25 protein-coding genes are annotated in these 23,663 nt (G+C 58.1%); 9 read left to right on the top strand and 16 right to left on the bottom strand.

The window, feature by feature from the left end; translation table 11 throughout:
• Positions 1 to 88 precede the first annotated feature (88 nt).
• From eno to L1065_RS01750, 3 genes are all read right to left on the bottom strand, one after another.
• Positions 89 to 1,366: a phosphopyruvate hydratase gene (eno, locus tag L1065_RS01760; RefSeq protein ID WP_237093723.1), complete on the bottom strand. Its 1,278-nt coding sequence runs from the start codon at positions 1,364 to 1,366 to the stop codon at positions 89 to 91.
• Positions 1,367 to 1,398: 32 nt separating this feature from the next.
• Positions 1,399 to 2,289 carry a DMT family transporter gene (locus L1065_RS01755; protein WP_237093722.1) on the bottom strand — a complete coding sequence of 297 codons (891 nt, stop codon included), beginning with the start codon at positions 2,287 to 2,289 and terminating at the stop codon, positions 1,399 to 1,401.
• Between the two features lie 93 nt (positions 2,290 to 2,382).
• Positions 2,383 to 2,790, bottom strand: a complete 408-nt coding sequence (locus L1065_RS01750; RefSeq protein ID WP_237093721.1) for a Fur family transcriptional regulator — start codon at positions 2,788 to 2,790, stop codon at positions 2,383 to 2,385.
• Between the two features lie 172 nt (positions 2,791 to 2,962).
• On the opposite strand from L1065_RS01750, the gene L1065_RS01745 reads away from it, so the two are divergent.
• On the top strand, positions 2,963 to 3,205 hold the full coding sequence (locus L1065_RS01745; RefSeq protein WP_237093720.1) for a hypothetical protein: 243 nt from the start codon (positions 2,963 to 2,965) through the stop codon (positions 3,203 to 3,205).
• A 60-nt stretch (positions 3,206 to 3,265) separates the two neighbouring features.
• On the opposite strand, the gene L1065_RS01740 is transcribed toward L1065_RS01745, so the two are convergent.
• The 5 genes from L1065_RS01740 to mazG form a co-directional block, all read right to left on the bottom strand.
• Positions 3,266 to 4,108, bottom strand: a complete 843-nt coding sequence (locus tag L1065_RS01740; RefSeq protein ID WP_237093719.1) for a DUF533 domain-containing protein — start codon at positions 4,106 to 4,108, stop codon at positions 3,266 to 3,268.
• Between the two features lie 106 nt (positions 4,109 to 4,214).
• Positions 4,215 to 5,591 (bottom strand): YdiU family protein, encoded by a 1,377-nt coding sequence (locus tag L1065_RS01735; protein ID WP_237093718.1) that lies wholly within the window; start codon positions 5,589 to 5,591, stop codon positions 4,215 to 4,217.
• Positions 5,588 to 6,025, bottom strand: coding sequence for an N-acetyltransferase (locus L1065_RS01730; RefSeq protein ID WP_237093717.1), 438 nt, complete (start codon positions 6,023 to 6,025; stop codon positions 5,588 to 5,590). Before L1065_RS01730 ends, L1065_RS01735 begins: the two co-directional genes overlap by 4 nt.
• Positions 6,022 to 6,960: a nucleoside hydrolase gene (locus tag L1065_RS01725; RefSeq protein ID WP_237093716.1), complete on the bottom strand. Its 939-nt coding sequence runs from the start codon at positions 6,958 to 6,960 to the stop codon at positions 6,022 to 6,024. The genes L1065_RS01730 and L1065_RS01725 overlap by 4 nt, the downstream gene beginning before the upstream one ends.
• A 58-nt stretch (positions 6,961 to 7,018) precedes the next feature.
• Entirely contained in the window at positions 7,019 to 7,834 is an 816-nt protein-coding gene (gene mazG, locus L1065_RS01720) for a nucleoside triphosphate pyrophosphohydrolase (protein WP_237094518.1), read from the bottom strand.
• Positions 7,835 to 7,886: 52 nt separating this feature from the next.
• On the opposite strand from mazG, the gene L1065_RS01715 reads away from it, so the two are divergent.
• From L1065_RS01715 to L1065_RS01705, 3 genes are read left to right on the top strand one after another with little or no spacing between them, the layout of a single operon-like run.
• On the top strand, positions 7,887 to 9,059 hold the full coding sequence (locus L1065_RS01715; protein WP_237093715.1) for a M20 aminoacylase family protein: 1,173 nt from the start codon (positions 7,887 to 7,889) through the stop codon (positions 9,057 to 9,059).
• On the top strand, positions 9,059 to 10,018 hold the full coding sequence (speB, locus tag L1065_RS01710; protein WP_237093714.1) for an agmatinase: 960 nt from the start codon (positions 9,059 to 9,061) through the stop codon (positions 10,016 to 10,018). The genes L1065_RS01715 and speB overlap by 1 nt, the downstream gene beginning before the upstream one ends.
• Positions 10,019 to 10,075: 57 nt before the next feature.
• Complete coding sequence (locus L1065_RS01705) at positions 10,076 to 10,468, top strand: DUF1499 domain-containing protein (protein WP_237093713.1); 393 nt, start codon at positions 10,076 to 10,078, stop codon at positions 10,466 to 10,468.
• Here L1065_RS01705 and L1065_RS01700 read toward each other — a convergent pair.
• Positions 10,465 to 10,743, bottom strand: coding sequence for a hypothetical protein (locus L1065_RS01700; protein ID WP_237093712.1), 279 nt, complete (start codon positions 10,741 to 10,743; stop codon positions 10,465 to 10,467). The genes L1065_RS01705 and L1065_RS01700 overlap by 4 nt on opposite strands.
• Before the next feature lie 115 nt (positions 10,744 to 10,858).
• Between L1065_RS01700 and prfA the strand changes: the two genes are divergently transcribed.
• The 3 genes from prfA (at position 10,859) to L1065_RS01685 (ending at position 13,525) form a co-directional block, all read left to right on the top strand.
• Positions 10,859 to 11,908 carry a peptide chain release factor 1 gene (gene prfA, locus L1065_RS01695; protein WP_237093711.1) on the top strand — a complete coding sequence of 350 codons (1,050 nt, stop codon included), beginning with the start codon at positions 10,859 to 10,861 and terminating at the stop codon, positions 11,906 to 11,908.
• Positions 11,905 to 12,756 (top strand): peptide chain release factor N(5)-glutamine methyltransferase, encoded by an 852-nt coding sequence (gene prmC, locus L1065_RS01690; RefSeq protein WP_237093710.1) that lies wholly within the window; start codon positions 11,905 to 11,907, stop codon positions 12,754 to 12,756. The genes prfA and prmC overlap by 4 nt, the downstream gene beginning before the upstream one ends.
• 226 nt (positions 12,757 to 12,982) lie before the next feature.
• On the top strand, positions 12,983 to 13,525 hold the full coding sequence (locus tag L1065_RS01685; protein WP_237093709.1) for a DUF4167 domain-containing protein: 543 nt from the start codon (positions 12,983 to 12,985) through the stop codon (positions 13,523 to 13,525).
• A 4-nt stretch (positions 13,526 to 13,529) separates the two neighbouring features.
• Here the strand turns inward: L1065_RS01685 and L1065_RS01680 are convergent, their stop codons facing one another.
• From L1065_RS01680 to lptF, 7 genes are read right to left on the bottom strand one after another with little or no spacing between them, the layout of a single operon-like run.
• Positions 13,530 to 14,150 (bottom strand): hypothetical protein, encoded by a 621-nt coding sequence (locus tag L1065_RS01680; protein WP_237093708.1) that lies wholly within the window; start codon positions 14,148 to 14,150, stop codon positions 13,530 to 13,532.
• On the bottom strand, positions 14,147 to 14,986 hold the full coding sequence (rsmA, locus tag L1065_RS01675) for a 16S rRNA (adenine(1518)-N(6)/adenine(1519)-N(6))-dimethyltransferase RsmA (protein ID WP_237093707.1): 840 nt from the start codon (positions 14,984 to 14,986) through the stop codon (positions 14,147 to 14,149). Before rsmA ends, L1065_RS01680 begins: the two co-directional genes overlap by 4 nt.
• A 3-nt stretch (positions 14,987 to 14,989) precedes the next feature.
• The gene (gene pdxA, locus L1065_RS01670; protein WP_237093706.1) at positions 14,990 to 15,961 is read right to left on the bottom strand and encodes a 4-hydroxythreonine-4-phosphate dehydrogenase PdxA; all 972 of its coding nucleotides are present in this window, start codon (positions 15,959 to 15,961) and stop codon (positions 14,990 to 14,992) included.
• Positions 15,951 to 17,198 carry a peptidylprolyl isomerase gene (locus tag L1065_RS01665; RefSeq protein WP_237093705.1) on the bottom strand — a complete coding sequence of 416 codons (1,248 nt, stop codon included), beginning with the start codon at positions 17,196 to 17,198 and terminating at the stop codon, positions 15,951 to 15,953. Before L1065_RS01665 ends, pdxA begins: the two co-directional genes overlap by 11 nt.
• 27 nt (positions 17,199 to 17,225) lie before the next feature.
• Entirely contained in the window at positions 17,226 to 19,346 is a 2,121-nt protein-coding gene (locus tag L1065_RS01660; protein WP_237093704.1) for an LPS-assembly protein LptD, read from the bottom strand.
• Positions 19,346 to 20,443, bottom strand: a complete 1,098-nt coding sequence (gene lptG, locus L1065_RS01655; RefSeq protein WP_237093703.1) for an LPS export ABC transporter permease LptG — start codon at positions 20,441 to 20,443, stop codon at positions 19,346 to 19,348. The genes L1065_RS01660 and lptG overlap by 1 nt, the downstream gene beginning before the upstream one ends.
• Positions 20,440 to 21,564, bottom strand: a complete 1,125-nt coding sequence (lptF, locus tag L1065_RS01650) for an LPS export ABC transporter permease LptF (RefSeq protein ID WP_237094517.1) — start codon at positions 21,562 to 21,564, stop codon at positions 20,440 to 20,442. Before lptF ends, lptG begins: the two co-directional genes overlap by 4 nt.
• Positions 21,565 to 21,744: 180 nt before the next feature.
• Here lptF and L1065_RS01645 point away from each other — a divergent pair, with 180 nt between their 5' ends.
• Together L1065_RS01645 and L1065_RS01640 are read left to right on the top strand one after the other, a co-directional pair.
• A complete protein-coding gene (locus L1065_RS01645; protein WP_237093702.1) occupies positions 21,745 to 23,211 on the top strand; it encodes a leucyl aminopeptidase in 1,467 nt (488 codons plus the stop codon).
• Positions 23,211 to 23,660: a DNA polymerase III subunit chi gene (locus L1065_RS01640; protein ID WP_237093701.1), complete on the top strand. Its 450-nt coding sequence runs from the start codon at positions 23,211 to 23,213 to the stop codon at positions 23,658 to 23,660. The genes L1065_RS01645 and L1065_RS01640 overlap by 1 nt, the downstream gene beginning before the upstream one ends.
• The last annotated feature ends 3 nt before the right edge of the window (positions 23,661 to 23,663 follow it).

The raw sequence follows: 23,663 nt of genomic DNA, 5'->3' as shown, positions 1-23,663 counted from the left end.
GATTTCCCGACCCCTGCGGCAGACGTATTTTCAAGAAAATACGTGCGGGGCGAAGAGTTTTCGGGAAAACTCTTCTGCCTTGCCCGCGTTACGCTTTTAGGATCGAACGGCCCGCGTATTCCGCGGCTTCGCCCAACTGTTCTTCGATGCGGATCAGTTGGTTGTACTTTGCCAACCGGTCGGACCGTGCCAACGAGCCTGTTTTGATCTGGCCACAGTTTGTCGCCACAGCCAGGTCTGCAATCGTGGCGTCTTCGGTCTCGCCCGAACGGTGCGACATCACATTGGTCATGCGCGCACGGTGCGCCATATCAACGGCCTTGAGCGTTTCGGTGAGCGTGCCAATCTGGTTCACCTTGACAAGCATCGAGTTGGCCGAGCCGCGCTCGATCCCCATGGCAAGGCGGGCAGGGTTTGTCACAAACAGGTCGTCACCCACCAGCTGGCAACGGTCGCCGATTAGATCGGTCAGGGCCTTCCAGCCGTCCCAATCGTCTTCGGACATACCGTCTTCGATGCTGAAGATCGGGTAGTCGTTGACCAGCGCTTCGAGGTATTGGGCGTTTTCTTCCGAGGTCAGCGATTTGCCTTCGCCAGCCAATTCATATTTGCCATTTTTGAAGTATTCTGTTGCCGCACAATCCAGCGCCAGCATCACGTCATCACCCGCTTTGTAGCCTGCTTTTTCAATAGATTTCAGAATGAAATCAAGGGCATCGCGGGTAGAGCTGATGTTGGGTGCAAAGCCCCCTTCATCGCCGATCCCAGTGGACAGACCTGCCGCCGACAGCTCGCCCTTGAGCGTGTGAAAAATTTCGGAGCCCATCCGCACCGCGTCGCGAATGTTGTCGGCATTCACAGGCATGATCATGAATTCCTGAATGTCGATGGGGTTGTCGGCATGTTCGCCGCCGTTGATGATGTTCATCATGGGCACAGGCAGCACGCGGGCGGATGTGCCACCCACATAGCGATAGAGCGGTTGGGCGGTGAAATCAGCGGCAGCTTTGGCGGCGGCCAGCGACACACCAAGGATTGCGTTGGCGCCCAGGCGCCCTTTGTTTTCTGTGCCGTCAAGTTCGATCATCGTCATGTCGATTTCGACCTGTTCGGTCGCATCAAAGCCCACCAGCTCTTCGGCCAATTCGCCGTTTACGGCGGCCACGGCCTCAAGCACGCCTTTGCCTTTGTAGCGCGATTTATCGCCGTCACGTTTTTCAACGGCCTCATGGACGCCAGTGGAGGCGCCAGAGGGAACGGCTGCGCGGCCCATTGTGCCGTCCTCAAGGACCACATCGACCTCGACCGTTGGGTTGCCGCGACTGTCCAGGATCTCGCGGGCGTGAATGTCGATGATGGTGCTCATGTCAGGTCTCCAGTTGGCTACGTTTGGGCGCTCTATACTAAGGGTGGTGCGCGGTGGGAAGCCCGTTTCAACGCGGCCTCACGCAGCAAGGTGAAAAGGCCAGAGCCTACGATGATCGCCGCCCCAAGCAATGTCAGCCAATCGGGGCGTTCTCCAAAGACCGCGATGCCGATGATCAGCGCGAACAGCAGGCGGCTGTATCTAAAGGGTGTCACGAAGGCGACTTCCCCCACACGCATGGCCGCCACGATCATGTAATAGGCAATCACACCGACGATCAGTGCTGCCCCGAGTGTGAGCCATTGGCTTTGCGTGGGCATCACCGCTTCGCCCCAAAAAAGCATCAAGATACCGCCCGCTGGCACAAGCATTGCAAAGGCGAAGGTCGAAAGCTGCATAGATGTGATGTCTTTTGGCACACGGCGCGTGGCCAAATCCCGTATCGCAAGCCCGACCACGCCTTGGACGGCAAAGAAGGAATTGGGTTCAAAATCCGCAGCACCTGGCCGAATGATCAGCAAGACGCCGAAAAATCCGACAAGGATTGCGGCCCATCTGCGCCAGCCCACTTGCTCTTGCAAAAACACGGCAGCCCCCAGGGTGACAACCAATGGCGTGGCCTGCAAAATCGCGGATGCGGTCGACAAGGGTGTCAGGATAATGGCCGTGACAAACCCAACCGTGCCGATCAATTCACCAAGGTTTCGAAGGATGACCCCAGGATGCAAAATGGCGCGTGACCAAAGGGACTGCCCCTGAAGCTGCACCATGATCCCGAAAAGAACCGCACCCCCAAAACCGAAGATCATCAGGATCTGCCCGACAGGCATGGCGCCTGCCAGCGTTTTGATAAAAGCGTCCTCGATGGCGAAACCGAGCATGGCGCTGACCATTAAAATGGCGCCGCGTAGATTGTCATTCATGGCTGTTATCCTGCACGTCCCCGTTGGCCGCAGCCCTAGCAGGTTCCAATTTGCAACGACATCTCAAAAATGATGGCGCTTAGGGTGGGAGATTCACTTTTTGGGAACGCCATATAGCTCCAGCCGGTGACCGCGTAATTCATAGCCAAGTTTCGCTGCGATCTTTTCTTGCAGGGCTTCAATCTCGGGATCGACGAACTCAATCACGGCACCGGAATTCACATCGATAAGATGGTCATGGTGGCTGCGGTCTGCGGCCTCATAGCGGGCGCGGCCGTCGCCGAAATCATGTTTGTCCAAAATGCCCGCTTCTTCAAAAAGTTTGACCGTGCGGTAGACCGTTGCCAGCGAAATACCTGCGTCTTGGGCGCTGGCGCGGTTATACAGCTCTTCGACATCGGGGTGATCTGTCGCGGCTTCCAGCACGCCCGCAATGATCCGCCGTTGATCTGTCATGCGCAGGCCCTTTGCCTCGCAACGGTCAAGAATGCTGGTGTGCATGATGCGCCTCGCCTTGGTGAATGCTCAATTTTTAGCCTGATTTTCCGAAAGGGACCAGTAGCAAGCCGTAGCTAAATGACAAGAAACGGGGAAAAGGGGTGCTGCTTTAACCGTGATTTTACCTCTGTCATGCCACATTCCTTTTGCATGGTTTGAATTGAAAGGATGCGCGATGGACTTTGCGTCAACAGCTTCGGCCTGGCCCTATGTGGCCCTATGTGTCTTTGCAGGCCTTCTTGGCTTTTCTTTGCTGCTCACCTTTGTTGAGGCGCGGATGCGGCGGTTTGCAAACACCGTTTTGCCTGTGCCAACCACGCGGCGCGCACAGCATATAGAAACCGCTATCGCTGCAGTTTTGATCCTTTCAAACCCCGTCCTGATCTGGGGTGGGGTCAAAGCGATCGGGTTGATCTGACATGAAAAAAGCCCCGCAGCATATGCGCTACGGGGCCTTCGGGTATCACAGTTGGGTGGCTTAGCTGTAAAGCGGCTGAACACCCATTTGATTGTGGATCATGTTCACCTGCTGTTGATCCAGACCCATGGCTTGCGCCAGATCGTTCAGATATTGTGCCTCGCCTTGGGTATCCACTTTGATGGCCATCAGCGACATCGCGTAGACTTCGGGTTTCTGCGCATCGGTGGCGGATGCCGCAAGGCCTTGAACATCAATCGGTGCGGCAAGCTGCGCTTTTACAAAGGCGATTTCCTCTGCATCGGCATCATCGCCGAGCGAGCCCAAGATGCGCTCTTGCTCTGTCGCGTCGATCTGGCCGTCGGCTTTGGCGGCCTGGATCATGGCACGCAACATCAGCTCTGCCTTTTGATCGGCATCAGGCTGCGCGGCCCCCATTTGGTCCAGCATGCCAGCCAATGCACCGCCGCCGCCCGTTGCCGCGGCCATGCCACCCGCCGCTGCCAGCAAGCCTGCCAGACCAGCGCCACCGCCAGTGAGCGAGCCGAGCATGTCTTGCATACCACCGCCTTGCTGACCGTCCGTGCCGCCGCCCATCATGCCACCAAGCATGTCTTGCAAGCCGCCGGCCTGACCGCCCTGCGCGCCGCCCATCAACCCGCCAAGCATATCTTGCAGACCGCCAGCGCCGGATTGTGCCGCATCCTGTGCGCCGCCCATCATCTGACCCATCATGTCCTGTAGCGCGTTGCCGCCTGCTTGGGCATTGCCTGCCGCCATCTGTCCGCCTTGCTGCAGCTGGCCGAGCAATCCGCCCAACCCTTCGCCACCAGACGCCTTGTTGACGGCTTGGCTTGCGGCATAGCCGATTGCAACTTTTGCGAGTGTTCCCATAAGACCCATGGATAAATCCCCCTGATTGGTCAGTATTTCATTGGGGGCAGCCTGCCACGTTACCGTCGCCCGCGGAAAGGGGAAAAGCGCGACCTGTGCGTCTTGGCCACAAGGCTTAGGTGCCGCAAAAGGTTGCTTGAACAACTTCTTCGGGGCGGGGGGGGGCGGTCAGGTCATCATCTCGTTGGGCAAATGGGTTGGCAAGCGCCGTATGGAGCCGCTCAAACGGGGCCATATCGCCTGCGACAGCCGCGTCAATCATCTGCTCAATCCGGTGATTGCGCGGAATGATGGCTGGATTGATCGCCTGCATCACCGCTTCCGGGTCCGGCTCTTTGGCGATCCGTGCGGCCCATTCGGCCTGCCAATCGGGGAAGGGGGCTTGGGCCAAATTGCGGAAGGTGTTGGTGAAATCGGCCTCCGCCAGTGCCATTTGCTTCATCAGATCATTCAGCAAATCCATATCGCCATCTTGGGGTGTGGTGATGCCAATTTTGCGCAGGAAAATCCTGTCGTATGCGGCCTCGAATATCGGCCCGAACCCGTGCACCACTTCGGTGAATGTGGCCACCGCCGCATCGCGGTCCGCCTCAAGCGGCAGCAGTGCGGTCGCCAGTTGCGCACAGTTCCAAGCAGCAATGTTGGGTTGGTTGCCATAGGCATAGCGCCCCGTGTGATCGATGCTGGAATAGACCTGCATGGGGTGAAAGGCATCCATAAAGGCGCAAGGGCCGTAATCAATCGTGAGCCCGCCAACATGGGCGTTGTCGGTGTTCATCACCCCGTGGATAAAGCCCAATGACAGCCATTTGGCGACAAGTTCGGCCTGTGCGCGGACCACATGTGCAAGAAAGTCCTTGGGGCTATTGGCCGTCGGATAGTGACGCGCACTTGTATGCTCAAGAAGCGCGCGCAGGCTGTCCGTATCGCCCACGCTGGCAAAATACTGGAAGGTGCCAACACGGATGTGGCTGGTGGCCACGCGCGTCAACACCGCACCGGGCAGCGGGCCTTGTTCGCGCAAAACGGGCGCACCGGTGCCAACCGCCGCCAAGGCGCGGGTGGTGGGCACGCCAAGCGCGTTCATGGCCTCCGAGACCACATATTCACGCAAGACGGGCCCAAGCCACGCCCGACCATCGCCGCCACGCGAATAGGGCGTGCGGCCTGCGCCCTTTAGCTGGATGTCATGGCGTGCGCCCGAACGGTCCAAAACCTCGCCAAGCAAAATCGCGCGGCCATCCCCCAAGCGGGGGTTCCAGTTGCCAAACTGATGACCTGCATAGACTTGGGCGATCGGGTCTGCACCATCGGGCAATGCGTTACCACTGAAATATCTAGCTTTGTCAGTATCTTGCAGGTCGATCTTCAAGTCATCAGCAAGTGGTTGGTTCCATGCCAAGACATGCGGCGCAGGCACTTCGGTGGGCTGGACGCGGGCAAACATGGCGTGCGGCAAGCGGGCGTAGCTGTTGTCAAATGCGATGGTCATGTCAGCGCCAGTTGCATGGTTTGCGCATCAGTTTCGATAAAGCGCAATCGCGCGAACAAGGACTTGGCGCGTGTGTTGTCTGACGGAATATGGGCACGCATGGTCATGACGCCAGCGGCGGCCAGTGCTTTGGGCAGGGCGATCAACACTTCGCTGCCCATGCCGCGCCCGCGGATGTTTTCACGAATAAAAATCTGGTCAATCGTGGCGGTCATCCCGCCCGCATTGACGCACCAGCCAAAACTGACCAGCACAAACCCCACAGGTGCGCGGGCCGGGCCGATAAGATACGCCGCACCGTGGGGCGTGCCATTCAGGATCGGGGCCAGCGCGCCTTCGATTTGTGCAAAGTCCAAAGGGCTGCCTGCAGCGTCTATCATCGTGGCCAAACGGGCCAAGGCATCGGGGCCAGCAAGATGCAAAGACGCGCTCATAATGTGGCCAATCGTGCGGTGAGCAGGGCATAAAACCCGTCAGCATCAACATCTTGCATAAACATCGCGTTGGGGGCGCGGTCGGTCACTCGCCAGTAATCGGCCACTGTCATTCCAAGGGTCAGGGGCGAATCTGTCTCGATCTCGACATTGATGTGGCGCCCGTCAAACAAGTCAGGCCTGATCAAATAGGCAATCACACAAGGATCATGCAGCGGCGCGCCTTCGCTGCCGTATTTTTCCATGTCGAACCGTTCAAAGAAGTCTGTCCAGGCTGCCACCATGTCGCCAACCTGCGTGCCCATATCGCGAAAGGCCTGTATGCGCGGTTTGGTGGTCAGCGCCTTATGGGTGACGTCCAGCGGCATCACCGTCAGCGGGACGCCTGATTTGAACACAATCGCGGCCGCTTCGGGATCGACGAATATGTTGAATTCGGCTGTTGGCGTGATGTTGCCCCCTTCGAAATACCCGCCGCCCATCAGCACAATTTCCTGAATGCGGCCAACGATGTCAGGGGCTTCTTGCATGGCCAAGGCGATGTTTGTCAAAGGTCCGAGCGGGCACAGCGTAACTGTGCCTTCCGCCTCGGAGCGCAGGGTTTCGATGATGAAATCCACGCCGTGCTGGTCTTGCAAGGGCATGGTGGGGTCATCCATTTTTGGACCGTCCAACCCCGTTTTGCCGTGCACATGTTCTGCGGTGACAAGTTTGCGTTGCAACGGCGCGTCGCACCCTGCAAACACCTTGACGTCTGACTTGCCCGCCAATTCGCAAACGATCCGTGCATTCTTTTGGGTGAGGGGAAGCGGTACGTTGCCAGCAACCGCCGTGATGCCCAGAACCTCCAGATCGTCGGGCGAACCGAGCGCCAGAAGAATTGCAACGGCATCGTCCTGACCGGGATCGGTATCGATGATGATTTTGCGGGGCATGTGCCCTCCCGTGGTGGTTAATTGCTGCGTGCGTTGTGGTTAATGTGCGCCCTGTCGGTCAGGGTTTCAATGCGTCTTTGGCCTTGTTCCAAAGCGCGTCCATTTCCGCCAGATCACTGTCTTCGGGGCTGCGGCCTGTTTTGGCCAGTTCCGCTTCGATCCATTCAAAGCGTTTGGTGAATTTGGCGTTGGTGCGCCGCAATGCGGCTTCGGGATCAACCTTGAGATGCCGGGCAAGATTGGCCATGACAAACAACAGATCGCCCATCTCGTCCTCCAGCGCATCGGCATCCATTTGGTCGCGGGCCTGCACAAGTTCTGTGGCTTCTTCCTGAATTTTTTCAAGCACTTGGACCGTATCGGGCCAGTCAAACCCGACCCGTGCCGCGCGTTTTTGCAGCTTCACGGCACGCAACAGGGCGGGCAGGGCCTTGGCCACATCATCCAACACGCCTGCGGCCCCTTTGGTGTCGCGTTCGGCGGCTTTGATCGTTTCCCAGTCCAGCTTTTGCTGCTCGGATGATTTGGCGTTGCTTTCGTCGCCAAACACATGCGGATGGCGGGCCACCATCTTGTCGGAAATCGCATCTGCGACCTCATCGAACGTAAAATGCCCCGCCTCTGACCCGATTTGCGTGTGGTAAACGGTTTGCAGCAAAAGATCGCCCAACTCCCCCTTCAGATCGGCCATATCGCCGCGTTCGATCGCATCCGCGACCTCATAGGCTTCTTCGATTGTGTAGGGCGCGATGGATTGGAATGTCTGCTCTATGTCCCAAGGGCAGCCTGTGGCCGGGTCGCGCAAACACGCCATAATATGAAGCAGACGCGGCATGCCGCCTTTGGGGTCGTGGATCAAATCAGGTTTTTGCATTGCGGGGCCGCCGTGATCGGTGTTTTGTGTCCCCAACAGGAGTATCAGTCCCATGCCCATCATCAACCGAATTGCGGGATTTTCTGACGAAATGACCCAATGGCGTCGCCATCTGCACGCCAATCCAGAGCTTGGGTTTGAGTGTCACAACACCGCAGCTTTTGTGGCAGACCGCCTGCGCGCCTTTGGTGTGGATGAGGTGCACCAAGGGTGGGCAACAAGCGGTGTGGTGGGCATCATCAATGGGCGCGCGGACGGGCCGACGATCGGGTTGCGTGCGGATATGGACGCGCTGCCTATTCACGAAGAAACAGGGTTGGCACATGCCTCTGGCATCGACGGTGTGATGCACGCCTGCGGCCACGACGGGCACACGACAATGCTGCTTGGTGCGGCGAAGTATCTGGCAGAGACGCGCAACTTTGCTGGCCGCGTCGCGCTGGTTTTCCAACCTGCCGAAGAAGACGGTGGCGGCGCGGGGGTTATGGTTGAAGAAGGGCTGCTAAGTCATTTTGATATCAGCCGAATTTACGCGCTGCACAACGCGCCCAACACCCCCGTTGGTCAGTTTTTCACCACTCCGGGGCCGATTATGGCAGCGGTGGACAGCTTTCATATCCACATCACCGGACGCGGCGGACATGGCGCGATGCCCCATGAAACCGCCGATCCCGTGATGGCGGCCGTGGGGGTCGCACAGGCGTTACAAACCATTGTCAGCCGCAACCATTGCGCGCTGGACGATCTGGTCTTGTCGGTCACCCAGATCCACACAGGCAGCGCCGAAAACATTGTGCCCGAGACCGCTTATGTCGGTGGAACCGTCCGCACGTTTGATCCGCTGGTGCAGGACATGGTGGAAAAGCGCATGGGCGAGGTTGTGCAAGGGCAAGCCGCCAGTTTCGGGGTGACGGCCCACCTGCAATACGACCGCTGGTATCCTGCCACAATTAACCATGAAAAACCCACCGAGTTTGCTGTCTCGGTGGCCAGTGCGCTGGTGGGGGCCGATAAGGTGGATGGCGACGCAGGCCGCGAGATGGGAGCCGAGGATTTCGCCTACTTCCTGCAGGCCATCCCCGGCGCATATCTGTTTATCGGCAACGGCAAAAGCGCGGGTCTTCACAGTGCCTCTTACGAATTCAATGATGAGGTCAGCCCAATCGGTGCGTCGTATTTTGCGCGGTTGGTTGAATGTGCGCAACCTGTCGAAGGGGCAGCGTGATGGCGTTGGAAGATGCAAAAACCCAAGTTGATCATGCCTTCACCCGCGACGATCCCAAGGGATTGAGCTTTGAAAACGCCTTTGGCGGCGCGCCGTCGTTTATGCGCCGCAAATACACCAAAGATCTCACAGGCGTCGATATTGCAGTCACAGGTGTGCCGTTTGACCAAGCCGTCACAAACCGCCCTGGCTGTCGTTTGGGACCGCGCGCGATCAGAGAGGCCAGCACCCTGCAGCCGTTCGATCCGCCCTACGGGTGGGGTTTTGATCCGCTGTCCGACTTTACCGTGATAGATTTTGGCGATGTGCCTTTTGACTACGCCAAGGTCAGCGCCGTTCCGCAGGCGGTGACAGATCATACCGCCCATTTCGTCAAGCATGGCGTCAAGCCGCTCACACTGGGCGGGGATCATTCCATTTCCCTGCCCATCCTGAAGGCTTTGGCCGCCAAACACGGTCCTTTATCGCTGATCCATTTCGACGCCCATTCCGACACATGGCCCGATGACGATATGGACAGAATTGACCACGGAACGATGTTTTACAAAGCTGTGAAACTTGGATTGATCGATCCTGCCACCTCTGTGCAAATCGGTATACGCACAACAAATCCCGATACCTTGGGGCTTCACCAGATTGATGCGCGCGCCGTTCACGAAAGGGGCCCCGCGCAGGTGGCGCAGGACATAAAAGCGATCACACAGGGCCGTAAAACCTACCTTACCTTTGACATCGATTGTCTCGATCCCGCGTTTGCGCCCGGCACAGGCACCCCTGTTTGGGGCGGTCTAAGCAGTGGGCAAGCGGCGATTATCCTGCGCGATATCGCGGGGGTTGAGGTGGTAGGCGCGGACGTCGTAGAAGTTGCTCCGCCCTATGATCCAAGCGGCGCAACCGCCATTGCAGGGGCGCATGTCGCGATGGAACTTTTATGCCTGATGACATATACGATGCGGTGATGGCCGCAAAAGCTTGGGGCGGTATGCGCGCGAAATTAGGAACAAGGCGACATGAAAATGATCGGTTGGATTTTAACAGGGCTGGCAGTCGCGGTGGTTGCGACCATGATCTACGTGCGCGTCACCCCGGTGAATACGGATCGCGCGCCCAAACCCCAAAATATGGCGGCGGGCGACTATCCTGTGGCGGGGGGCTTTTATGCCGTCCGTGACAAGGCTGCGGATAAACGGGATGCGCTGATTGACGTGATTGAAAATACGCCCCGCACCCGAAAACTCTCGGACGGTATTTACGTAACGCGCTCGGCCCTTTGGGGCTTTCCCGATGTGACGCGGGTCTGGACACACGACGACACCCTTCATGTCTCGGGGCATCTGGTTTACGGCCGCTCGGATCTGGGCGTCAATCGCAAACGGATCGAAGACTGGTTACAGCAAGCAGGTGTTTAGCCTGTCTCGTTGATCAGTGGGGATGCCTTGGCCGAATGTGGCAGCGGGCGGGACTGCGATGACAGGCACCCGGGGTTCATCTCGCGCCACATAGGCGAATTCAGCGACATCTGGCATTGCGCGGTAAAGCTGCGTCCACCAACGGTCATGCAAATGGACTGCCCGATTTCGATGCGTCCACCTGTACTGTCCGTGCAATAGCAGTCCACGGTTTTCTTGGTCTCAGCAAAGGCTGGTGTGCCAACAACACACAAAACAAGAAGTATCCTTTTCATATTTACCTTTTAGCATGTTTTCATTGTTGTTGAAATACCTCGGGGGTTTGGGGGCAGCGCCCCCATCGCGACCATGGCCCTTGACCCGCAGTCGGCTTTAGGAAAAACCACCACTATGGTTCCAGCAGATACACTCGCCCAAATCATCCAACGGTTTGAATACCTTGAAGCGGCCATGGCCGAAGTCGGGGCCGATATCGCGACCCTGTCCAAAGAGTATTCAGACTTGCGCCCTGTGGTGGAGCAGATCACAGAATACCAGCAACTTCTTGCCGATCTCGAAGAGGCAGAAGCCATGATGGCCGACCCCGAGATGAAAGAGCTTGCAGAAGCCGAACTGCCGCATCTCAAGGCCCGCTTGCCAGAGGTTGAGCAATCGTTGCAACTGGCGCTGTTGCCAAAAGATGCTGCCGATGCGCGTCCGGCGATGATCGAAATTCGTCCCGGCACGGGCGGAGACGAGGCCGCGTTGTTCGCTGGCGATCTGTTGCGCATGTATCAACGCTATGCCGATGCACAGGGTTGGAAATTCGAAATCATCGAAGAACAGGCAACGGAACTTGGTGGCATCAAGGAAGTCACAGCCCATGTGCAGGGGCAGGGCGTTTTTGCGCGGCTCAAGTACGAAAGCGGCGTGCACCGCGTGCAGCGCGTGCCAAGCACGGAAAGCGGCGGGCGCATCCATACGTCGGCCGCCACGGTCGCTGTTTTGCCCGAGGCGCAAGACGTCGACATTCACATCGATCCATCCGATCTGCGCATTGATACGATGCGGGCCAGTGGGTCGGGCGGGCAGCACGTCAACACTACGGATTCGGCGGTGCGGATCGTTCATGAACCCACGGGCATCATGGTGGTCAGCTCTGAAAAATCACAGCACCGCAACCGCGAAATTGCGATGCAGGTTCTCAAAACGCGGCTCTATGATCTTGAGCGGCAACGCGTCGACGATGAACGCTCGGCGGATCGTAAAAGCCAGGTGGGAAGCGGCGACCGCTCTGAGCGCATCCGCACCTATAACTTCCCGCAAGGTCGGATGACGGATCACCGCATCAACCTGACGCTTTATAAACTGGACCAAGTGATGCAGGGCGATCTGGACGAGATCATTGACGCTCTCAGAGCCGAGGCACAGGCCGCGATGCTGGCCGAGATGGAAGGGTGAGCCTGACAGTCAACGCCGCTCTGACCCAAGCGATTGCGGCGCTGCGCGAGGCAGGTATCGAGGGGGCTGCGACGGATGCGCGTCGTCTTATGGCTGCAGCACTTGGGGCGGATGGATCACGCCTGTCACTTGTGGGGCCCGATACGCTGGAACCCGATCAATCGGCGTTGTTGCAGGCCTATGTCACAGCGCGTCTGAGCCGCCAGCCCGTGGCGCAGATAATTGGCAAACGTGCGTTTTACGGGCGCGATTTCAAAGTGACTGCGGATGTATTGGATCCGCGCCCCGAAACGGAAACGCTGGTGGATATTGCGCTGTCCGCGCCGTTTGAAACGGTATTGGATGTCGGCACGGGATCAGGCTGCATCCTTGTCACCCTTCTGGCCGAGGTGCCGAATGCGCGCGGTGAAGGGGTGGATCTGTCCGCCCGCGCCCTTGATGTGGCCCAAGAAAACGCACGCTGGCACGCAGTGGCAGAGCGCGCGGTGTTTTACCGTTCGGATTATTTGGGCGCTGTGACCGGCCCTTATGACCTGATCGTCTCCAACCCGCCCTACATTGCCGCCCGCGAGATGGCAGATTTGTCGCCCGAGGTGCGTGAGTGGGAACCGCATTTGGCGCTGACACCCGGGACAGACGGACTGGCGGCGTATCGGGTGTTGGCGGCCCAAGCTGCGCAGTTTTTGAACGAGACAGGCCGCATCGTGGTTGAGATCGGATATGCGCAAGGCGCAGATGTGTGCGCCTTGTTCAAGCAGGCGATGTGGGATCGCGTTACCTTGCATGCCGATTTAAATGGGCACGATCGGGTGGTCAGTGCCGTCAAATCGGCATCGCAACTGCTCTAAATACCGCCGATGATCGGTTTTTGACGTTTTTGGCTTGCCCTAGGGGCGGTTAAATGGTTTGACGAGGTATCAGCGGTTAAGAGGCCTGCCTCCCGCGTGATACCAAGCTGACAGTATGGGTTCGGATGACGCTCAAAAAAGCGATCAAATTTAGGAACCACCCTGAAAAACTGTCACCAAGATAACCGCGCGTCTGCTGCGCGATAAACTGGGCGAATTGAGACCTATGAGATCCTCCAAAAACCGTTCGCGGAACAAAAACCGCAACAACAATCGACCGTCTGGCGGCAATATCATCAACCGTGTGTTTGATAGCTCTGGACCCGAAGGCAAAGTTCGCGGAACACCGCAGCAGATCATCGACAAATACAACCAGCTTGCCCGTGACGCGCAGCTGTCTGGCGACCGTGTTGCCGTGGAAGCATTCCAACAACACGCCGAGCATTACACCCGTATTTTGGGCGAAGCGCAGCGCGAGGTAGATGCCAAACGCGAAGAGCAGGAACGCCAGAACCGCGAACGTCAGGAACAACGTGATCGTGAACGTGCCGAACGTCAGGAACGCGAAAGCAATGGCAGCGGCGAGCAGGCACAAGCTGCCGAAGAGGGCGGGTTGGTCGAAACACCAGAAGCCAAGGCCGATGCACCCGAAGCAGAGGCCAAAGCGGAAAAACCAAAACGTGCGCGTCGCCCCCGCAAACCCAAGGCCGAAACACAAGATCCGGCAGACGCGCCAGCCGAAGCACCTGCGCCGGACGCTGCCGAATAAAGGCTTAGTTCAGCAAAACCTGATCTGCGCCTTGGGCGCGGATCAACGTGCTGATGGCGCAGTGCGACTGCGCATAAAGGTCCAGATCATTCCTCCACATATGACGATCGCTGTAGCCCTGAGGCAGCTCTTTTGTGACTGTGCAGGTTGATGGCGCGGGGCCTTTGGCAACCCATTCAGCGATGCCTTCTTCGCGCCAGAGTGTCGGATATCTCAGTGGTCCTAGGACAGTGCGACGTCGCGCGATATGGGTCAGCTCATGGGTGACGATGATGGCATCCACACCGCGCGGCGCCAGTTTTATCACAAAAGTCCCATAGGCAATCCCACGTGGCCCTTGTGCCCCGAGCCGTGCGCTGCAGGCGTCGCTTGTGCAGATCAGCACCCGTGCGGCGCTGCTGACTTCGCCAAAAAGACGATCCACCCGCGCGTGACTGGCCGCAACCATTGTCACAAGACGCTGGTGTATTTGCGGATCAGTGGTGTCTGTCCACACAGACGGCGCGATGCGCTGCAGCCCGAACATCGGCGGGAACAGTCCCGCCAGAATGGGACGCGCAAACAGATAAAGGATCAGAGCGATTGGCCAGACCAGAAGGGCGCCGCGTCTGATCCAGACCCTCACGTTTCAAGCCCACGCGCCAACGCGCACCATTGTTCGAGATGCACAGTCTCGGCGCGGTCTGTCGGTTGAATGCCTGCCGCGATCAGACGGTCCTCGATGTCGGGGGCCTGACCTTTGAGAGAGGCGCGCAGCATCTTGCGCCGCTGGTTGAATCCCGCCGCCACAATACGCGACAGGATTTTGGGATCAGCGGGGTAGCGCGGCTCAGGCAAAGCGGTCAGGTGAACAACGGCGGAATGGATTTTTGGCGGGGGGGTAAACGCCTCTGGCGGCAAGGTCATGGCGATCCGCGCGTCTGCGCGCCATTGCGACAGGATCGCCAAGCGGCCGTATTGCTTGGCGCCCGGTTTTGCCACAACGCGTTCAGCAACTTCTTTTTGGAACATCAGCGTCAGGCTGTCCCAAAAGGGTGGCCACTGTGGCGGGGTCAGCCAACGCACCAACAATTCGGTGCCCACATTATAGGGCAGGTTCGCAGCGATGCGGATGGGCGGTGTGAGGTGATCAAGGGGGTCAACCTCAAGCGCGTCACCGTTGATGACCTCAAGGCGGTCTGGATAGGCCTGCGCGATTTCGGCCAAGGCAGGCAAGCAACGCGCATCCTTTTCGATGGCCAGAACACGGCGTGCGCCTTCTGCCAGCAAACCGCGCGTCAACCCACCTGGGCCGGGGCCAATCTCAAGCACATCACAGCCCGCTAAATCACCTGCTTGCCGCGCAATTTTCGCAGTCAGGTTCAGGTCCAGCAAAAAGTTCTGACCAAGCGACTTCTTGGCCGATAGCTGATGGTCAGCAATCACTTGGCGCAAGGGTGGAAGGCTGTCGATCGTTCCCATGGTTCAGCGTGCCGCGGCCATTGCTGCGGCTTGGCGCAGGGCATGGATCAGGCTGGTCGCATCCGCGATATCCTGGCCTGCAATATCAAATGCCGTGCCATGATCGGGCGAGGTGCGCACAAATGGCAGGCCAAGCGTGACGTTCACCCCACTGTCAAAACCAAGCGTCTTGATCGGGATCAGCGCCTGGTCGTGATACATGCAGATGGCCACATCATATCGCGCACGCGCGGCGGCATGAAACATCGTATCCGCAGAAAGCGGCCCTGCGATGTCCAGCCCTTGGCCGCGCAGCGCATCCAGCGTTGGTGTGATCATTTCGATCTCTTCATTCCCCATCGCGCCACCTTCGCCTGCGTGCGGGTTCAGCCCCGCCACCGCAATGCGCGGCGCAGGTAATCCGAAGTCACGGCGCAGGGCGGCATGGGTGATCAGTATCGTGTCGGTCAACTTGGCGGCGGTCAGCTGGTCAGGGACATCGGTCAACGCAATATGGATGGTCACGGGCACAACCCGCAGCGCATCGCAGGCAAGCATCATCACCACTTGGTCGGTGCCCGCCAGTGCCGCTAGATATTCCGTGTGACCGGGATAGTCGAAATCGGCCCCATCCTTGAGCGCTTTTTTGTGGATCGGATTGGTGCACACGGCGCTGGCGTGCCCCGTTTTGACCAGATCAACAGCGCGCGCAATTACGTCTATCACACCTTGCGCGTTTGCCTGATCTGGAAGGCCCGGCGTGGCATGGCCATCAAAGGCGTGGGGCAGCACGGGCAGCGATGTTGCTGTGCGCGCCTCCAGCGGATCGGTGATGACCTGAAAGGCGGTGCCTTGGGGCAGATGACGTGGATCCCCTATCCAGAAAAACGGCACATCGCCTTGCAGCGCCGTCCACGCCTTGATGGTGATTTCCGCGCCGATGCCCGCAGGCTCGCCGCAGGTCAACGCAACAGGCGGTGTGGGTTTACTGTTCACGGATCAATGCGTCGGCCTCAAGATCGGCCAAGAAGCCTTCGGCCAGACGTTCCACACGCTCGTTAAACAGCGCGTTGCGAATGCTTTCGCGGTCTGCATCCTCACCAAGGGCCGTCGTGCGCCCGCAGAGCATCAAAAACACCAGCGTTTGGCCATTGGCGCGGGTCAGATTTGTCGACACCTCTCCATCGTCCAGTTTGGCCAGTTCCAGCGCGATATCCTGTGGAACCTCTGATGGGGGCAGGGCGCCGCGTTCCAGCACCTCGTCTGGTTGGCCCTTTGCAATCCCGTAGAGATCATCGCAGGTGTCAACACGCGACCGGATGCGTTTGGCCTGTGCCAGTGTTTCGGCGGTGCGCCCGCCGGGAATGTAGTAAGCGGCATAATCCACAGCAGCGATTTCCGCAGGGGCAGAGGGTGTTTCTTCAATGTCGCGCAATTGAAGGACGACCAAGGCCTGTCCTGCATTCAGCGGCTGTGTTGTTTCACCCGGTGACAGGCCCAAAAGTAGTTGGCCCAACTGTGGTGGATAGTTGGAAAGCGGCGCCCAGTCCAAACGCCCACCGCGCGCGCGCGATGGTGAAAATGAAAACTCCCGTGCAAGCGCGGAAAATTCGGAAATGGATGTCACACGCGCCGCACGTTCTGCACGGGCACGGCTTTGTTCGGCCAGTTGGGGCACGTTTGGCAGCACGATCTCTGACAGCAGCACCCGCAATCCACCGCCTGATCCTGCCTGGGCCACGCGGCGGTCAATCTCGGCTTCGGTCACTTGGGCGCGTGGCGCAAAGCGTTGGCCGACAAATTGCCGCCAGCCCAGACCGACCGATACAAAATCACGAAAGGATTCTTCATCCACCCCGCCTTGGCGCAGAGCGGCGACAAATTGTTCAGCGCTCAGGTTCGCGCGGGCCGCAAATTCTTCCATGCCGCCAGACACTTCTTCTGGTGTGGGCTGGATGCCTGCACGCGCCATTGCCTCTTGCTTGAGACGTTCTTCAATCAGCTGTTCGCGTGCGACGGTCTCGGGATCGCCCGGGGCATTGAGAAGGCGGATAAAGCGCGCGCGCTGGTCCAGCTCATAATAGGTGATCGCACGATCGTTGACTTTGATCGCCGTGGCGAAGGGGTTGTTTTGCGCCACCGCGACGGGGGCTGTCATCAACGCGCATATCACTGTGATCAAAGCAGTGAAGCGGCGCAGTGGGGTCAGGCGGCCTGTAGATTTAGAGGTCACTGTGTTGTCCTTTGCTCTGCCATCAGGTCAGTTGCAACGATGTGCGGTGTCGACCGTGCCACGCGCACCGCCTGTGCTGAACCCTTTTAGTGAAACCGACAAATCAAAATCCGTCGTTGGGTTCAAGGTTGTGGTTTCAGTAAATCGCCGTGATAGGCCCATATTCACCAAGATACATTCGTTTTCGTAGCGCAGGCCCAGTCCCGCGCTTGCGGCTTCATCTGCGTTGAAGTCATAGCGCAGATCGGCCAGTCCCGTCCAATAGCGGTTGAATTTGTAGCCTGCGTCCAGTGTCAGTTCGGAAAATTCGGTCTGGGCGGGCGCCAGTGCGGGATCGTCGATGGACCAGTAATAGGTGCTTGCCAGGGTCCACAGCTCGTTGCGCCAATCAATACGCAGGTCATTGCGGGTCAGCGACAGATCATCGTCAAAGATCGCGCGGTTGGTCAGTGACAACCCATTGCGGTTTTTGATCTGAAGTGTGGTCAACCAGTCAGAGCGTTTACCGTCCAGCCCCGATGAGACTGTAAATTGGTTATGGTCATCGGAGCGGTAGCTGCGCCCGACAGCGGCCGATAGTGTCCATCCGTTTGGATCAATGCGGGTGTAGCCCAACCCAAGGGTCGCGCGTGCGCCGACTTCTTGCGCATCAACACCCGCAAAGCGGTTGAGCGCATAAAGATTGCCTTCGTCAAAACTGACACGCGTGCTGTCTTCGTTGAACACATCATCGCCATCCGTATCCGACCACGCAAGGTGCACCACAGGTTCGATCAGATGCGAAATTCCAGTCCGTCCCCACTTGTGCAGGGGATAGCGCAAGGTCAATGCCGCAGCGGGTGTGCTGCGCACTTGCGTGCCTTGGAAGTTCGGATCTTGCCCGACGTTATAGGCATCAACCCTCAAGCCCAGATCCAGCCCCAACAAAACCCCGCCGTTCAGCAGCCAGTCGCGTTGGTATATCGCTTCGGCCGAAAGCCGTGCCACATCACGTCCGTTGGCATCTGTCAGCGTGGCATCGGTGTCATCGAACCGGTTGTGGCCGTGGATCGCTGCACCCAGATCAAGCGTGCCCCCGAACCGCGCAGGGCGCAGCCGTGTGTTATATCGCACATCGCCGACCAGTGGCGGCAAAGCATCGGTTTGTTCCCCTGCGCGCAGTGTTTTGTAATAGGTCAACGTCGCGTCGAATGTGTCGTCGCTGCGGGTGCGTGCAATAGAAATGGCACTGTCCAGACGGTCTTTGCTGGAATAGCCATAGTCCAGCAAATAGGCATCGTCGCTGGTGACTTCCAGATCGAAGGTAAGCGTATAGCCACGCGCCAAATCAAACTGGCCTTGGCCGAAGATATAGCCGCGATTGTCGTTCAAAAGATCATCGTTGGTCACCGCGCCAACAAAGTTGATGTCCCCTTTGACAAAGGCTTGGCGATAGCGGAACTCCAGCGTGGTTGTCTTGGACGAAAGGTAAGGGGTGAGTGTCAGATCCTTATCATCGCCAATAGGAATGAAATAGGGAATTTTCAGACCCGTTCCCAGTTGTGACGTTGTGCGCAGGCGCGGCACCATAAAGCCGCGGGCGCGGTCAAGCGTTGGATCGGGCAACCGCATGCGGGGCAGCCAGAACACCGGCACATCCAGCACCCGCAGTTGCACATTGTCGAAATAGAGTTGGCGTTCAAGCTGGTCGTGGACAACGCGTTTGGCACGGATTTGCCACAACGGTTGATCATCGGGGCCGCACACATGACAAGACGAGGCGCTGACCTTGTAAAGCTGCGTGTAACGGCCATCAACGCGGTTCACCTCAAGGGCGGCAAGCTGAAGCTGCTCGGCCAGAACGATACGCGCACCCGACAAGACACCGTTGCGCAGGTCGTCCGATAGCTGTGCCTGATCGGCGATGACAATCAATGTGTCGCCATCGATCAAGGTGATCGGCCCGTCGATCTGAAGCGTGTCGGTGGTTTGATCATATGTCACGCGTGTGGCTTTCACGCGGGTTGTCTCATAAAGAATTTCGACATTGCCTGTCGCCACAAGGCGGTCGCGTCCTTCGATGGTCATCGCATCCGCGACAAGGATTGCTTGCTGCGCCTGTGCGGTTGTCGTCGCAAAGATCAGCGCAAGCGCCCAAAGCCAGCGCATCAGCCGTCCTCCAGATGCAGCAACAACGCCAGCGAGCCGCAGATGCCTGCGATAGGCGGCGCCCAAGCGGCCAGCAGGATCGGGATTTGGCCGTTTTCCCCAAGCACCTGGGCAAAGTTGCGCACAAAATAGAGCCCAAACCCCGTTAAGATCGCCATCAACACCATTTGCCCCGTCTTTCCAAACCGCACATGCCGCATCGTGAACCCGGCCCCAATCATTACCATCGCGATCAAAAAGAGCGGCAATGCCAGTTCCATCTGATACCAGATGCGATGACTTTGCGCCGAAAACCCCGCGCGTTCCAGATCAGAAATGAAGGTGGGCAATTCCCAGATCGGAATGGCGCTTGGCGTGCCGAAACTGTCCTGAATACGGTCGCGGGTCAGATCGGTGGCCACGGCAAGGCTTGCGTAGGTGCGTGCGGCCTGTTCGGGGTTTAAGCGGCCTGTCAGCTCCCACTCTTTTGCATTCAACAAGGTCCACGCGCCAAGCGTCAGTGTTGCGCTATCGGCTTCGATGCGGCGGGTCGGGGTGCCATCTGGCGAGAAGGTCAGAAACGTCACATTTTGCAGCGTGGTTCCGTCAAGATTGGCGCGCACCGCGCGGATCACCGTTTGGCCTGCATCCCCGCCCTGACGCAACCACAGCCCTTCATCGGAAATTGACAGCACCGAGGCGGTATCATCTTTGAATTGTGCCGAACGCAGCTCGTATTGCTTTTGCGTGGCGGCAACGATGGGGTTGAACGCAGCAATGGCAATCACGCCCACAAGTCCCGCGACCAACACAGGCGACATCAGCGATCGCAAAGCGGACCGGCCCGCCGCACGTGTCACCACCAATTCCGACGTGCGCGACAGGCCCAGAAACAAGGTGACAGTTGCGATGATCGTCAACAGCGGCAGGATGGTATAGATCGCCGTTGGCACGTTGAGCACCGACAACCCGATGGTATCGGCAAAACTGACGTTTTCGCCCGAATAGCGGCGCAACTGTTCGACCAGATCAATCAGCATCAAGATCACGAAGAAAATGAACGTCACAACCAAAAAACTGCGCAAGAACTTTAGCGCGAAATAGAGATGCAGCCTCATGCCATCCCCCTTTTGCGGCGGACGAAAAGCGTGGGTTTTGTGGACAGCCAGAGCAAGCCATAGGCTGCGGCCAGCCCCAAGCCCGTGGGCAGATACATCAGCATCCATTGATCGGGATTGGTTTCCACCTGATCGGTCAGCTTATTTTCAATCAGTTTAAGTGCGATGATCAGAAACACAGCGAAATTCACCTGCCGCCACACCCCGAAGCGGCTGAAACTGCCGACCATCAGCGTGGCAAACCCGATCAGCGCACCGACAAGCGCAAAGAGCGGTTGGGTAAAGCGCGAATGGCCTTCCTGCACCAAGGTGCCCCGCGTGCGGTTCGCCTCTGCCAAAATGGCGGGGGACGGGTTGATCAGATCAATTGTGGGCATCTCTCGGAACGAACGGGCCGTATCATCGGTGTCGTCAATCAGCCCGCCGATATCGTAGGCAAAATCGCTGAAGGACGTGATGGACAGCCGGCGTGTTTCGACGGTCAGCGCCTGGGCCTGCCCATCAAACATGACCAGCTTTGGCCCGGTGTCTGACCGCACAAGCAGCGCAGACCGTGCGGTATACGTCACGCGGCGATCAGGTGTGCGATTGTCAGACAGAAACAAACCCTTCAGCTCGCCATTCGACGTCACCTCGCGAATATAGATCGTCACACCGTCGGTCGGGTGTTGAAAGCGGCCTTCGGATAACAAACGCGCGGTGACATTCTGGGAAATCTCGCTGGTGCGGTCGGCAAGACGGCCAGAGCTTATGGGCACCAAAAAATGCGTCAGCACCGATAAAAGCAAAGCAACGGTCACACCAAAGGTGATGATCGGGCGGGCCATGCGATAAGGTGAAAACCCTGTGGCCTGCACCACCACCAATTCACTTTCAGATGACATACGATTGGTGACATAGATGCTGGCTGCCACCGCGGCGATGGGCAAAACCAGCCGTATGGCATTGGGCAGGGTCAGGGCCGTGAATTCCAAAAATACCACCGCCGATTGCCCGTCTGCAATCAGTTGATCAAACAGCACAACCGCCCGGTTGATCCAGTAGACGAAAACCAGAACAAGGCTGAAAAATCCGAACACCACCATCAATTGGGACAGCAGGTAACGGTCAAAGCGGGGCATGGGCGCCAATGCTCCTGTCAGGTGGGTGTCGGCAGACAATTAAGGGCGTTGTAAACCATGCGGCACGGGTGTGAAACTCGTTTCTGGTCAAAGCCCGGGGGCTGCATTAGGTATAAGGCGAAACGCTGCCGACGCTTGCGCGCTGCAAATGCCAATTCTCTAGCCACAGGACATATTCCCATGACCACACCCGTTGATCTGAGCTTTATCGAGACATCGCTTGATGAAATCGCCGAACGCGAAGGGCATCTTGCAGTCTGCGTCGCAAGTTCGGGCAAGCTGGATCAAACAGCGCGGCGTCTGAACCGCCTGTTGAAAGGCGCGGTAGAGCGGTTTGCGGACAGCGAACAGTTCGATGATATGGAAGTGGGTGGCCTGCAAACACTGCGATTCCCCTCTGGCGTGGTGGCGCAATCGGTGCATGTGATCAAACTGGACCGTCGCCCATCGCAAGACGAGGCACGCAAAGCAGGCGTGTCCTTGGGCAAAACCATGGGCAAGTCACCACTCACCGTTCTTGCGGGAAACCTTAAACACGCCGATCAACTGGCGTTGGGGGTGATGCTGCGGGCCTATAATTTCCAAGACCACAAATCGTCCGAGCCGACCCAGATGGGGGCAGTGCAGGTCATGGTCTCCAAACCGGATGAGGAAACCGCAAAGTTAGAGGCTTTGCGCGCCGTGGCCGAAGGCGTGTTCTTCACCCGTGATCTGGTGGCCGAGCCTGCAAATATTCTGACAACGACAGAGTTCGCGGACCGCCTAAAGGCATTGGAAACTCTGGGTCTTGAGGTCGAAGTGCTGGACGAGCCTGAGTTGGAAAAACTTGGCATGCGCACCTTGCTGAGTGTTGGCCAAGGCAGCGACAGCCCGTCCAAAGTGGTGGTGATGAAATGGAATGGCGGCGGCGATGAAGCGCCGTTTGCCTTTGTCGGTAAGGGGGTCGTCTTTGATACGGGCGGCATCAGCCTCAAGCCCGCGGGCGGCATGGAAGACATGACCATGGACATGGGCGGCGCGGGCGTTGTGGCTGGTGTGATGAAGACACTGGCGATGCGCAAAGCAAAGGCCAATGTTGTCGGACTTGTTGGATTAGTGGAAAACATGCCCAGTGGTAACGCGACCAGGCCCGGTGATATTGTTCGATCTATGAAAGGCGACACAGTTGAGATTATCAACACCGACGCCGAAGGGCGCCTCGTTCTGGCTGATGTCTTGTGGTACGCGCAAGAGCGTTTCAAGCCAACAGGCGTGATCAATCTGGCCACACTGACAGGCGCGATTATCATCGGTTTGGGACATGAAAACGCGGGCGTCTTTTCAAATGATGACACGCTTGCCAATGATTTTCTGGCCGCGGCCAGCGCCGAAAACGAAGGGGCGTGGCGGATGCCAATGGGCCCTTCCTATGACAAGCTGATCAAGTCACAGCTGGCGGATATGAAAAACGTAGGAGGGCGCGGCGCAGGGTCGATCACGGCGGCACAATTTTTGCAGCGGTTTGTCAAAGACGACACGCCGTGGATCCACTTGGACATCGCAGGTGTTGCAAGCGTAAAGGCCGATACGACCTACGCGCCCAAAGGGGCAACAGGGTGGGGCGTGATGGCGTTGAACCGCCTGATCGCGGACCAGTTTGAGAGCTGATGGGCGCTGTCTATTTCTATCACCTGACGCGCCGCCCGCTTGAGGCGACCTTGCCTATGCTGCTGGAAAAGGCGGTTGGGGCAGGGTGGCGCTGTGTTGTGCGCGGCACAGACCGCACGGCACTCAGCCGTTTGGACGAGGCGCTTTGGACCTTTGGCAAAGACAGTTTTCTGCCCCACGCGTTGGATGGCGGGCCGCATGATGCGGAGCAACCGATCTTGTTGACCGATCAATCGCAAATGGCGCAATGCGTGATGAGCGTGCATGGCGCAGCGGTGAGCGCCGACGACATCAATGCCAGCGAACGCACCTGTATTCTGTTTGATGGCAATGACCCCGATGCCCTGCAACACGCGCGTGGCCAATGGAAATCCCTGACAGGGGCGGGTGTTTCTGCGCAATATTGGTCAGAAGAAAGCGGTCGGTGGGAAAAGAAGGCCGAGACCTGAGTG

Origin of the sequence: Nereida sp. MMG025, assembly GCF_021654165.1 — a bacterium.
Lineage (GTDB): Bacteria > Pseudomonadota > Alphaproteobacteria > Rhodobacterales > Rhodobacteraceae > Nereida.
Note: the sequence above shows the minus strand (reverse complement) of the source record. Positions and strands in the feature narration are given on the sequence as shown.